We start from the raw sequence: 11,583 nt of genomic DNA, 5'->3' as shown, positions 1-11,583 counted from the left end.
TTCGAATTGCTATCTATTTCGAACAAAGCCACTTTGCTATGCAAAATGGCTTTGAAAGAAGGAGACCGTATTAGTGTAGTTGATCCATAAGAGCAACTAAGTGGTCTACAGCTTGCTGAGCTTGAGGGCCTTCAGCTGAAATAGTAACCTTAGTACCTTTTACTAGGCCTAAAGTTTGTAGTTTGAACAGGCTTTTCGCGCTAGCGCTTTTGCCGTTAGAAGTCACTGTGATGTCAGCGTCGAAAGATTTTGCTTCTTTAACAAACTGTGCAGCTGGACGAGTGTGAAGACCGTTTTCTGCTGTGATTTCTACTTGCTTCTCGTACATTTTATATACCCCAATTAATTTATTTTTTGTAAGTTTGTAACCAGATTTAGCTTAACTGCTTTAGCTCAAATGCGCTAGAGGCTAGTACGCCATGTTCGTGTTAGAACTTAGACTGGTTATAAATTTTTATCCAGCCATGGTCGTCTTTTGTTGAGTACTCATGACTTTCAGAATTTGTTTATTGCTTCTTTTATTTTGAAGCGAAAAATAAAACAGACCCGATATTACCAAAGGTGAGGCAGGGATCAACAAAAAAGCCCCTAAATGGGGCTTTTTTGGACGAAAAATTGATTTGACCACATATTATTGTTGGTTCTCTTTTTCCGTAAAGATACCAGCAAATAGGGCAGTACTAAGGTAACGTTCGCCCGAGCTTGGCAGTACAGTAACGATAGTTTTTCCTGCAAATTCAGGCAGTTCCGAAATTCTGTTTGCTGCTACTACTGCTGCGCCAGATGAGATGCCCGCTAGGATACCTTCTTCTTTCATTAGGCGTTGAGCCATCTCAATTGCTTCTTCAGAAGTTACTGACTCTACGCGGTCAATAATGTCTAAATCTAGGTTGCCAGGAATGAAACCTGCGCCAATACCTTGGATTTTGTGTGGTGCTGGTTTGATTTCTTCACCGGCAAGTGCCTGCGCAATCACTGGAGATTCTGCTGGTTCAACGGCTACAGAAGTGATGGCTTTGCCTTTTTCACCTTTAATGTAACGACTTGTTCCAGTGATGGTGCCACCCGTACCTACACCAGCTACAAACACATCGATCTCGCCATCTGTTGCTTCCCAAATTTCAGGACCAGTTGTCTGTTCGTGAATCTGTGGGTTTGCTGGGTTGTTGAACTGCTGTAGTAGTAGGTATTTTTCTGGGTCTGAAGCCACAATCTCTTCGGCTTTAGCAATTGCGCCGTTCATGCCTTTTGGTGCTTCAGTGAGTACTAGGTTTGCGCCTAGTGCTTTAAGTAGCTTACGACGCTCCAAGCTCATTGATTCAGGCATTGTTAGTGTTAGCTTGTAACCGCGCGCTGCAGCTACGAATGCAAGAGCAACACCGGTATTACCACTGGTAGGCTCAACAAGCTCGATACCTGGCTTAAGCGTACCTGCTTTTTCTGCTTCCCAGATCATGTTTGAACCGATACGACACTTAACGCTGAAGCTTGGGTTACGAGCTTCGATCTTAGCTAGGACGTTACCTTTGCTTACTTTGTTTAGGCGGACTAGAGGTGTATTACCAATCGTTAGGGTGTTGTCTTCGTAGATCTTGCTCATGCGATATTCCTTCATTTAATGACAGAACTAAACGTAGTATATCTACCAATTTACCGTCTAGTGTCTTTCGATGTTTGTTTAGCTTGAATTTAGATTAAACAAGTTGAAAAAAAGGTAAAAGGATTAAAAAGTTATATCATATAGAGATGTCGCAGGATTCACGCCTATCTTTATTGAAATCAGAACTTCAAAAAGATAGGCGTTGTTAGAGCAAGCTGTAGAGCTATCGTCTATAGCTATAGACGAGAACGTAGGGCTTGGTCTTTAAACTCTGCAACCCACATCGCAGTAGCGCCGCAGACGGCAATTGGCATTACGATTAGGTTTAAAATCGGAATTGTGGTGAATACAGAGACAAGTGCGCCAAAGCTGTAGCTCTTGCTTTGTTTTTGTTTCAAATTATTTCTCACGTCATCAAATTTGATTTTATGGTTATCGAATGGGTAGTCAGCGTACTGAATCGCTAACATCCATGCAGTGAAAATGAACCATAAAAACGGTGCAACAGTTTGGCCTAGCGCTGGAATTAACAAAAGTAGGAACAAACCGATCGCTTTTGGCAGGATATAGACAAGCTTGCGCCATTCTCTTGCTAAAATACGAGGGGTGTCTTTAAGTACATCCAGTAAACCATCATCATTGACTTTTTTACCACTCAGCAGTTCTTCGACTTTTTCCGCGAGTAATCCGTTGAAAGGTGCGGCAATAAAGTTAGCGAGTGTACTGAAGAAATACGAAAACGTGGCCAAAACGGTTAACACAAGTAGTGGCCATAAAATGTATGACAACCACGACAAGAAACTTGGTAATGCACCAATCCAGCCTTCAATCCAAGTATTTAAGTTGGAGAAGATATAAAACAAAGCACCACCAACGAGTAACACATTTGCGATAAGAGGAAGCAGTACAAACTTACGGATACTCGGCGATAAGGCAATTTTTATTCCGAAAATAAAATAGCCAAAGCCAGAGCGAGGAACAGATTCAATAGTCATATTTAAATTGGGTCACATGTGAATTTGGTTAAATAGCAAACATCTCTAGTGTACTCGACCGAAATTAAGAAAAAAAGCGTGGTGAAAATCACACCAAGTAATCAACTAATTGTATTAAGTGGTTCTAAAACAGTGGCTACTTTTGATAGAGTAGTGAGATTAGCCAAATTAACCTAACTTAGTGACAGCGTGTTTATAGCTAGTTGACTAAGAAAGCTGAGAGCGAAAAATGCAGGAATTGCGATTTGTACTCATTATTGTTGGCGCATTAGCTATCGCCGCATTATTGTTCCATGGTCTATGGACGAGTAAGAAAGAAGGGAAAGCAAAGTTTGGAGATAAACCGCTTGGTAAGCTTGATAACGACAGCTTAGATGAAGCTGAAACGCTGCCAAACCGTTCATTCGCTCCAGAGGATGATTTTGAGATAATCCGAAAAGAGCGCAAAGAACCGGATTTTGCTGTCTCACCGTCTGCAACTGATCCGCTGATTGACTCAGATCCATTAACAGCGCCACAAGTAAAAGAAGCTCACGAAGACGAAATAGAATTGAATGATCTTCCTTCTTTCAGTGTTGAAGACCCGATCAAAGTTGAAGACGAACTTGAGGTGCTTAAAGAAGAGAAGGTTGTTGAACCTGAAGTTCCTAGCTTTGAGTTGACTGATGAGCAAAAAGAAAATCACGCAGGCTTCAAAGAGCAGTACGGTTCGTTTGAAGAAGCCTCTGATGCGGTCACTGACCCACTGCTTTCTAGCGAAGGCTTAACGCCAAGCGAGCCATTTATTGGGAAAGAAGTGGTTGCTGCACAAAGTGGCATTTCGGTTGAAGAAACTAAGTTAGATAAAGCTGCTAATTTGGCAGAAGAAGCAAATTTAGCTGGCGGAACTAAGTTGGATGAAGCTGCGAAGCTAGATGACAAAAACAGCTCAGATGAAGATCTTGGCCTTGATGTCATTGTTCTTAATGTTCACTGTGCTGGTGAGATCCCATTTGTGGGTACTGAACTTTTCCGTAGCATGGAGAACAACGGCTTAGCTTATGGTGAAATGTCTATTTACCACTGCTTTGCACAAGCGAGCGATGAGCCAAAAGTTATTTTCAGCGTGGCAAATATGATGCAGCCAGGAACACTAGAACATGACGATCCTGCTGACTTTACCACCAAAGGTATTTCGTTCTTCATGACGTTGCCTTGTTATGGTCAAGCTGATCAAAACTTCAATGTGATGTTGAGTGCTGCACAGAAAATTGCCGATGATATGGGCGGAAACGTATTGGATGAGTCACGTAATTTAATGACGCCAAACCGTTTGTCTGACTACCGTAAGCAAATCCGAGACTTTATGACGTCAGCTAACGCCTAGCCGTATTGTTTAGCCTTGTAAATAATCTATATTTATAGAAAAGGGCTCCTAAGGGAGCCCTTTTTGATATTTCAATCACGACAGAGAATGCTTTACTTACTAAGTTGATCCATCCCTAGAAATTAGCATGTGATGTTGGGCTAATTTCTACAACAGAACAAAGAACCGATTGGTAGTAGATAATGACAGAATTTAAGTTTAACAATAATCAACTCTCCACAATTCGAGATCTGGAAGTAGATGTTGATTTAAATACGTTAGAAGTTGCAATTAGCAATGGAAGTATTGATAAGCTGAGTGAAGATGAACTTCTAGGTTTACTGAAGGTTGCGAATGCTTTGTATCGTTCAGGTTTTCCTGCAATTGAAGATGCTCTTTACGACGCCTTTAGAGAGGCATTTGCTCAAAATAATCCAAATCATCCATATATTACTTCTGTAGAGTCCGAGGTAATGAACCTTGGTAAAACAGTGACTTTACCGCAGAAGATGTTGTCTACAGATAAGGCATATTCAAAAGAAGAAATTAAGAAATGGTTAGATAGAATCGTCAAAGCTGCTGTAGAGATAGGCCTTGATACTAAAGCTATAGAAATTAGAGTGACTCCAAAACTTGACGGTTATGCTGCTTTTGATGACGGAGAAAAGCTTTACACACGTGGTGACGGCGTAAAAGGTCAGGACGTATCGAGAGCTTTTGAACGCGGCCTAAAAGTGGCTAAAAATGGAGATAGAGGCTTAGGCGCTGGTGAGATCGTTATCGACAAAGCTTATTTTGAAGAAAAGTTAAGTCAATATTTTGAAAATTCACGAAACATACAAGCGGCTATAATTGCAGAAAAAAACGTTGATGAAAGAGTTCTAGAGGCAATTAAGGACGGCGCCTGCGTATTTTACCCATTTAGCCTAATTGATGACTGGATTGGCAGTCATGAGGACTTGATCGTTGATTTTGAAAAGACCATTGATAAGATCTGGAATGTGGTCGGTTATGATGTCGATGGCGTTATTTTGGAAGCTACTGATCCCCTTATAAAGGAACACATGGGGGCAACGAGAAAGTTTCATCGGTGGCAAATAGCCTTCAAAATTAACGATGAATCAGAAGAAGTAGAAGTTATTAGTGTTACACCTCAAACATCCAGAACAGGTCGAGTTACTCCTGTAGCTGAGTTAGTTCCGACTCGAATTAGTGGTGCGACTATTAGTAGGGTAACGGTTCACCATTACAACATGGTTAAAACCAATGGCGTAGGCCCAGGCGCAATACTTCAAATTGTTAGAAGCGGCTTGGTGATCCCGAAAATAGAAAAAGTGATAAAACCAGCACCGCCTCAAATACCAGAGTCATGCCCTAGCTGTCAGTCTCATCTTCTTTGGGAATCCGATCACTTGGTATGTCCAAATAAAAGTGACTGTCCTGCACAAACAGAAAATACGTTGGTGCATTTTTTCAAAACCTTGGGCAATAATGACGGATTTGGCCCTAAAAACATCGAGAAACTAGTCAATCTCGGAGTTAATCATATTCATAAAATATATGACTTGAAACCGCATCATTTTGCAATGTATGGGTTTGGTGATAAGACATCTAAAAACCTATCTGATCAACTACAGGCAAGTAAAGATATTGAAATTGAAGACTGGCGTTTTCTTTCAGCATTTGGAGTAAGTCGTTTGGGGGGAGGCAATTGCGAGAAGCTTCTTCAACATTACTCATTGCTAGAGTTGCTTGACGCTACCGCAGAAAGCATTGCTAAGTTAGATGGGTTTGCGACAGTTAGCGCAGAAGCGATTGTTGAAGGTTTAGCTAACATTAAAGAAGAGTTTCTAAAAGTTTATGGTCTTGGGTTTAACTTAAGTATTACGACTAAGCATTCAGAACAAGAGGGTTCATCTTCACCAATAGCAGGGAAGATTATTGTTTTTACTGGCACAATGCTACAAGGGAAGCGCGGTGACATGGAAAAACATGCTAAATCACTAGGGGCGAAAGTTGGCAAATCAGTTACAAGTAAAACAACTTATCTAGTCGCTGGGGAAAAAGTCGGTGAAACGAAGATAAATGGCGCTAGAGATAAAGGTGTCGAGGTTATTTCGGAACAAGAATATCTTGATTTGATAAGTTAAGGATAGTAGCAAATGTAGTTAGCTGCCAATCGCTAAGTTTTTATAGACTTGAGATCGGCAGTTATAAATGAGAAATAACAAAAGGCTAGAATCTACAAAAAGCAGATTCTATATCTATTGAAGTATGATCTATCTATAGAGCCATTGTCATACTTATCAATCTATAGCGTGATTATTTTTACGCCCAAATCATGTGCCTTTTTCATTTTAGAAGTAATTTCATATCGTCCTGTATTTCCCATAAACAAAAATGATGTTTGCTTACCAACAGTTCCCATGACAATGGCACCTTTACCCTCTAGCAAAGATTTTGCGTTAGCGCGAGAAATAGGAAGTGTGCCTGTAATAGCAACCTTCATATTTTCTATATCAATGGTACTTAGAACCTCATCTAACGTTGCGAATTCACGCTCCACTTCCTCTAGACAAATTTCCTTTGCACACTCACGAGCTTCTTCTTGTTTCAATCTGCGAGAGTTCCATTCGTCTAACTTTAGCTTTATGTATGGAAAATCTTGTAGTTGCAGTACGTTTTCATCGTGCATGAAGATAGTCCACTCTGAACCTACATAGCGAATATCGCCATAACGAGTATCAATTGCTCGAATAGATATGCCATTTCGTGACAGTGCCAAAGGGACAACGTCTCGAGGTCCACTATCGGACCAAGGGTTATCAACTTTAATCGCATCTCCTGGTTTGATACCTAAAAGATCAAAGACTGTCATTTCATCATCCATATTTTGATAAGTAATTAGATTATAAAGAGTTTACAGAGGAATAATGAAACTTAGCCAAAAAATAAGATGGCTGTCAATATCTAGTGTTTCAGCCGTAGCACGTCGACTCATGTCCTGATTCTGCTGGTGAAGCGGCAGGTTCTAAACTGGCCAAAGCACAAGATTTAGGTATCGAAATAAGAACAGAAGGAGATCTAATAGCCCTTATTTCGTAAGTAAATACAGGTAAAAAAAGCTCAAAGGCACTTCTTTAAAAGGAGTGCCTTTTTGTTTCTGATATAAAAATTATGACTTTTTAATTGTTGATAAATTTGTTCCTATACGAACTATGAAATCAGGACAGTGATGGTGCTCAACATTAATGAAATGTTGTTCTGGTTGTTTATTAAATGCGAGTGACATCAATTTTCTAGAGGTTGTGTTTATATTAAGTTGTTGTTTTTTAGGGGTTTTGCTGTCGGTTCTCTCGGATTTTTCAATTAGTAGATCTGGATCACTAAGTACATGATAAATTTGCACCAACTCATATTTTTTTAGATGAAAATTAAGTTCTCATTGATCTTTTTGAGGGCGAAGTTAGTCTTAATGCCATGGATGCACACGATGTGTATAACCAGAAAGGAAATCGAGAATTCGGTTTTTAAGGGTTCTCAAACAAGAAAAGGTATTTCTCTCTACGGCGGCCAACTTTAGGCGGGAAATATTCAAACAGCTATATCCATTTTTAGGAGTTTTATTCCATGGAAAACAAAATTTTCAAACGTACTTTACTTGGTGCTGCAGTTGCGATGATTTCAACAGGAGCATTCGCATCTGAATCTTCTCAAGTTGGTGTTATCTCAGATTTTAACGTTCAGGCTTACGGTGTAGCAGCAATCTCCGTTGTTAACTATGATTCAGAAAAAACCAAAAACGGCGTAAAAACTGATACAGGTACGGGTTACGATTACGAGAATGAATCTCGAATTGGTTTCCGTGCAAGTAAAGACATGTTCGAGAACGTGAACGTATTCATGCAGATCGAATCTGGCTACGTTGGTGAAAACGGTGACGGTGCGACACTAGGTAACCGTGATACGTTCTTAGGCTTGCAAGGTGACTGGGGTAAAGTACGTTTTGGTCGTATGTTGACGCCAATGTATGAAGTAATTGACTGGCCTTATGCTAACCCAGGTTTGGGCGCAGTATGGGACTGGGGCGGCGATGTTAAATATAACCGTGACCGTCATGGTGATATGGCTCGATACGATTCTGCTGACTTGAATGGTTTCACATTCAACCTAGCAACAGGTCGTGGTGACTCAAGCGTTAAAGATAACTACTTCTACGGCGCGGCTGCTCACTACCGTTTAGCTGATACAGTTACTTTCCACGCTGCTGTTGAATCTGAATCAGATCGTCAACTTAAAGCTGGTACGGATGCAAAAGCTGCTGGTACATGTTTAGTAAGTTCTGGGTGTGGTACAGGTATTAACTTTGGTGATGCGACTGCAGCGGTTGCTGCAACTTCAGCTGAAATGGCTGATACATTCGGTTACCTAATCGGTTTTGAAGCATCACTTCCTGCAGGCTTCGGTATTTCTGCAGCTTACAAAGCGGGTGAGTCAGATGTTCAAGGCGGCGCTAAGTCTGAACAGGCTTCATACTCTGTAATTGGTCAGTACTGGAACGGCCCTTGGGGCTTCAAACTAGGTTACGCGGCTAACCTAGAGTCTGAAACTGCTGGTGTTAAAAACAATGATGAAGATAGCGTGATCTCAGGTCAGCTAATGTACGTTCATAACGGCTTTGTTCCTTACATCCGTATTGCACAGCGTGATATTAAAGCTGACGATAAAGGTTCTATCGCTAACACAGATACGTTCGTTACACGTATTGGTCTAGAGTACGGTTTCTAATTGAAACCATGCTTTAAGTAAAGAGATGCGCTGACTTGTTAGTCGGCGCATATTCATTTCTGGTCCAGCCTAAGAAAGAAAAGGCATCGAATAATATTATGGGGAAACCCTCGAGGTAGTTAATATGAAAAAAATAGTTTTAGCATCGATTCCTTTGTTCTTAATTGGATGTACAACATTAGATTCTGATAGTGATTTTACAGATTCCGTTAAAAGAATAGAGAGTAAGCAAAATTACCAAATCGTCGTTGGCGAGTCGTTGTCTCCTGATGTGCTTGAAGTTAGACAAGGTCAGCTAGTTAACTCGTCTTTAGAGCTAAATTACGTTACTCCGAACAGTACTGTAGCGGTACCTGATTCATACATAACGATGGAGCTTCAGTACTTTAAAAATTACAACGAGTATCGCTCTGTCTTAGTTCAAGGTTCTGAAGGTAAAGTGCCATTAAAACCTTATGCTGCGTCAGCTGAAACATGCAGCGATATATGTACTCAAACACAGTATGTGAAATTTCCTGTATCTAATGAAATCTTCAACGAAGCACCTTTTAAAGATCTAATTTTTGATGTCCAAGTTTCAAATGCGAACAGCATTTCGTTTTCTATTCCTGCTGGCTACATCGAAGCAATCGTAAATACGGGTGATAAAAACGTAACAGCTAAACCAGTGATGGTAGCAGCACCTGTAGCCGTAGCGGCACCTGTAGCTGCAGCTCCCGCGCTTCAAAGCCAAGCTCAAGAGATGTCAAAATATTGGTTTGAACAAATTCCAACGGAACAAAGAGACTCTGTGATTAACTGGTCTGTAGCAAATCGAAATGGTGTTGTTGATTCTTTAGGTGATAATGTAAAAGAGATTGAAATGTTCGAATATTGGTTTAACAAAGCTTCCAAAGAAGAACGTAAAGCGATAATTAAACAATTAATCGAGTTTTAAAAGGAAAGGAGCCTAGGCTCCTTTTTTTTAGTGTAGAACCTTACCATTACTATGCTTGCATATAACGATAGGCATATATTCTACAACACTACTTCCCAAGTCACATTTTATGATCGGCCCAGATGCAGAGCTTCCTACATTTTGGGCGGATACAGAGAAGCTTAAAACTAAGCTAAAAATTAACGCTAGATAACATTTCATAATCACACCTCACTAAAAATCTCTTCAATCAAGAGACTTTCATCAGTACGTGAGGTATTTATCAAAGATCAAAAGATCAAAAAATTTCCTATGAAAAATAACCAATGCCTATTTTGCTATTTCAATCAGTAACTTGTTGATAGTTGGTGTTTGGGTTTGTTGGAAAATCTAAGCTACTTGCATCATTTGATGTAAAATAGCCATAAACAGCAGACTTTATTTTCGAACATTATATTGCTTCAATGTTTTGTTTTGGTAGCTAGCATTCCTAGATGTTTGAATAATAGTCTTAGGTTTCTAAATAGTTTTTAAGCGATATTTACTTGAGTAATATTATGAACATAAGCGAAGTTGCAAGCCTCACGCAGTTATCACCTAAGTCTATTCGTTTGTATGAAGACAAAGGGGTGATATCTGCACCGTTACGTTCTGAAAATGGTTATCGGTCTTATGGTGAGAAGCAGATCAAGGAGCTCGGAATCGTAGCGAAAGCGAGAAGCGCTGGTTTTTCGCTTGATGAGTGCCGTGCGCTTGTTGAATTAGCCGATAATCCATGTCGCGAAAGTGCCGATGTTAAAGCAAAAGCGCAGAGTAAACTGGAAGAAGTGAATAAAAAAATTGAAGACTTATTGGTTATTCAGAAGACATTGAAAGAGTGGGTTGAACAATGCCCTGGTGACTCAAATAGCCATTGCCCAATTATCGATTCACTTGTAGACAAAAAGCCATAAGTTGGTTACTTATGGCTTTGAAGGAAGGCTTGCTTGATTATTGTTTAGTCGGGCTTATCGTTAGGACAATGCCATCGACAGCCGTTATCTCAACTTCCTCTCCCGCATCAATATCATGTGTACTGATCGCAGACCATGAGCTATCCCCTAGCTTTATCCTGCAGTTACCTTTTTGTACCGGCTCTAAGAGGCGAGTCTTTCGTCCAATCAGTTGTTTTTCTCGCTGATTAAGATCTCGGGTAGAGTCAGACTGCTTGTCACTAGATAGCTGCCTTCTCCACCATAACCAAGTGGTGATAAGAGAGAAGCTAGCAAAGGACAACCATTGCATCTGCCAACCGATCGGTAGTACGCCTAATAGCGCACCGACGAGCATGGCAGATATGCCTATCCATAAAAAGTAACCAGCGGTTCCAATCAGCTCAAGTGCTAGCAGCGCTAGACCAAACGCTAACCAATGCCAGTGGTTTACTTGTTCTAGTAATTCGACCATAAGTTAGTCCTTACTATCCTTATCATTCTTATGTGCAAACATCTCTGCGATACCTGCAACAGAACCCATTAGGCCAGTTGCTTCGAGTGGTAGCATGATTATCTTGCCGTTTTCAGCTTGGCCAATCGACTTCAGTGCGTCGGTGTAACCTTGTGCAATAAAGTAATTAACCGCTTGCATGTCACCTTGTGCGATGGCTGTTGATACCATCTCAGTTGCTTTCGCTTCTGCTTCTGCTGCTCGCTCACGGGCTTCGGCTTGCAGAATTGCAGCTTGCTTTTGGCCTTCTGCTTTTAAGATTTCTGATTGCTTATGACCTTCAGCTTTCAGGATCTCAGCTTGTCTGACCCCTTCAGCTTCTAGAATATCTGCACGCTTGTTACGTTCGGCTTTCATCTGAGCATTCATTGCCGCGGTTAGATCAGCTGGTGGCTGTACGTCTTTAATCTCGATTCGGGGTGAGTTATTAGGATTGACGCATCACTGTGAGTTA

The 11,583-nt window shown here is 40.7% G+C and carries 10 protein-coding genes and 2 pseudogenes; 6 read left to right on the top strand and 6 right to left on the bottom strand.

Going from position 1 to position 11,583, the window contains the following annotated elements; genetic code table 11:
- Window positions 1–70: 70 nt before the first annotated feature.
- The 3 genes from K08M4_RS10905 to cysZ form a co-directional block, all read right to left on the bottom strand.
- The gene (locus K08M4_RS10905) at window positions 71–328 is read right to left on the bottom strand and encodes an HPr family phosphocarrier protein (protein ID WP_017034687.1); all 258 of its coding nucleotides are present in this window, start codon (window positions 326–328) and stop codon (window positions 71–73) included.
- Between the two features lie 303 nt (window positions 329–631).
- Window positions 632–1,600 (bottom strand): cysteine synthase A, encoded by a 969-nt coding sequence (cysK, locus tag K08M4_RS10900; RefSeq protein WP_086049872.1) that lies wholly within the window; start codon window positions 1,598–1,600, stop codon window positions 632–634.
- Between the two features lie 236 nt (window positions 1,601–1,836).
- Window positions 1,837–2,595, bottom strand: a complete 759-nt coding sequence (gene cysZ / locus K08M4_RS10895; protein WP_086049871.1) for a sulfate transporter CysZ — start codon at window positions 2,593–2,595, stop codon at window positions 1,837–1,839.
- 229 nt (window positions 2,596–2,824) lie between these two features.
- Between cysZ and zipA the strand changes: the two genes are divergently transcribed.
- Together zipA and K08M4_RS10885 are read left to right on the top strand one after the other, a co-directional pair.
- Complete coding sequence (zipA, locus tag K08M4_RS10890) at window positions 2,825–3,961, top strand: cell division protein ZipA (RefSeq protein WP_086049870.1); 1,137 nt, start codon at window positions 2,825–2,827, stop codon at window positions 3,959–3,961.
- Window positions 3,962–4,143: 182 nt separating this feature from the next.
- Window positions 4,144–6,090 (top strand): BRCT domain-containing protein, encoded by a 1,947-nt coding sequence (locus K08M4_RS10885; RefSeq protein WP_086049869.1) that lies wholly within the window; start codon window positions 4,144–4,146, stop codon window positions 6,088–6,090.
- A gap of 161 nt (window positions 6,091–6,251) precedes the next feature.
- Here K08M4_RS10885 and gapS2 read toward each other — a convergent pair whose 3' ends face one another.
- Window positions 6,252–6,818: an anti-phage protein GapS2 gene (gene gapS2, locus K08M4_RS10880; protein ID WP_086049868.1), complete on the bottom strand. Its 567-nt coding sequence runs from the start codon at window positions 6,816–6,818 to the stop codon at window positions 6,252–6,254.
- A 134-nt stretch (window positions 6,819–6,952) separates the two neighbouring features.
- On the opposite strand from gapS2, the pseudogene K08M4_RS22540 reads away from it, so the two are divergent.
- The 4 genes and pseudogenes from K08M4_RS22540 to cueR form a co-directional block, all read left to right on the top strand.
- A pseudogene (locus K08M4_RS22540) lies at window positions 6,953–7,045 on the top strand (DNA ligase); the annotation flags it as partial.
- A gap of 525 nt (window positions 7,046–7,570) precedes the next feature.
- Window positions 7,571–8,728 (top strand): porin, encoded by a 1,158-nt coding sequence (locus tag K08M4_RS10870; protein WP_086049867.1) that lies wholly within the window; start codon window positions 7,571–7,573, stop codon window positions 8,726–8,728.
- 124 nt (window positions 8,729–8,852) lie between these two features.
- Window positions 8,853–9,665 carry a DUF2057 domain-containing protein gene (locus K08M4_RS10865; RefSeq protein WP_086049866.1) on the top strand — a complete coding sequence of 271 codons (813 nt, stop codon included), beginning with the start codon at window positions 8,853–8,855 and terminating at the stop codon, window positions 9,663–9,665.
- Window positions 9,666–10,201: 536 nt separating this feature from the next.
- Entirely contained in the window at window positions 10,202–10,597 is a 396-nt protein-coding gene (cueR, locus tag K08M4_RS10860; RefSeq protein ID WP_086049865.1) for a Cu(I)-responsive transcriptional regulator, read from the top strand.
- Window positions 10,598–10,634: 37 nt separating this feature from the next.
- On the opposite strand, the gene K08M4_RS10855 is transcribed toward cueR, so the two are convergent.
- Both K08M4_RS10855 and K08M4_RS10850 read right to left on the bottom strand, forming a co-directional pair.
- Window positions 10,635–11,090, bottom strand: coding sequence for an NfeD family protein (locus K08M4_RS10855; protein WP_086049864.1), 456 nt, complete (start codon window positions 11,088–11,090; stop codon window positions 10,635–10,637).
- Between the two features lie 3 nt (window positions 11,091–11,093).
- Window positions 11,094–11,546 (bottom strand): annotated as a pseudogene (locus K08M4_RS10850) (SPFH domain-containing protein); the annotation flags it as partial.
- Between the last annotated feature and the right edge of the window lie 37 nt (window positions 11,547–11,583).

This window comes from Vibrio syngnathi (assembly GCF_002119525.1).
In the GTDB taxonomy this organism is placed as follows: Bacteria; Pseudomonadota; Gammaproteobacteria; order Enterobacterales; family Vibrionaceae; genus Vibrio; species Vibrio syngnathi.
This window is presented reverse-complemented; position numbering and strand designations above follow the sequence as displayed.

What these genes read in the sequence shown, in the direction of transcription:
- cueR (WP_086049865.1), top strand. Translation starts at nt 10,202, where the DNA reads ATGAACATAAGCGAAGTTGCAAGCCTCACGCAGTTATCACCTAAGTCT.
- gapS2 (WP_086049868.1), bottom strand. Translation starts at nt 6,818, where the DNA reads ATGACAGTCTTTGATCTTTTAGGTATCAAACCAGGAGATGCGATTAAA.
- K08M4_RS10855 (WP_086049864.1), bottom strand. Translation starts at nt 11,090, where the DNA reads ATGGTCGAATTACTAGAACAAGTAAACCACTGGCATTGGTTAGCGTTT.
- K08M4_RS10905 (WP_017034687.1), bottom strand. Translation starts at nt 328, where the DNA reads ATGTACGAGAAGCAAGTAGAAATCACAGCAGAAAACGGTCTTCACACT.
- cysZ (WP_086049871.1), bottom strand. Translation starts at nt 2,595, where the DNA reads ATGACTATTGAATCTGTTCCTCGCTCTGGCTTTGGCTATTTTATTTTC.
- K08M4_RS10865 (WP_086049866.1), top strand. Translation starts at nt 8,853, where the DNA reads ATGAAAAAAATAGTTTTAGCATCGATTCCTTTGTTCTTAATTGGATGT.
- cysK (WP_086049872.1), bottom strand. Translation starts at nt 1,600, where the DNA reads ATGAGCAAGATCTACGAAGACAACACCCTAACGATTGGTAATACACCT.
- zipA (WP_086049870.1), top strand. Translation starts at nt 2,825, where the DNA reads ATGCAGGAATTGCGATTTGTACTCATTATTGTTGGCGCATTAGCTATC.
- K08M4_RS10870 (WP_086049867.1), top strand. Translation starts at nt 7,571, where the DNA reads ATGGAAAACAAAATTTTCAAACGTACTTTACTTGGTGCTGCAGTTGCG.
- K08M4_RS10885 (WP_086049869.1), top strand. Translation starts at nt 4,144, where the DNA reads ATGACAGAATTTAAGTTTAACAATAATCAACTCTCCACAATTCGAGAT.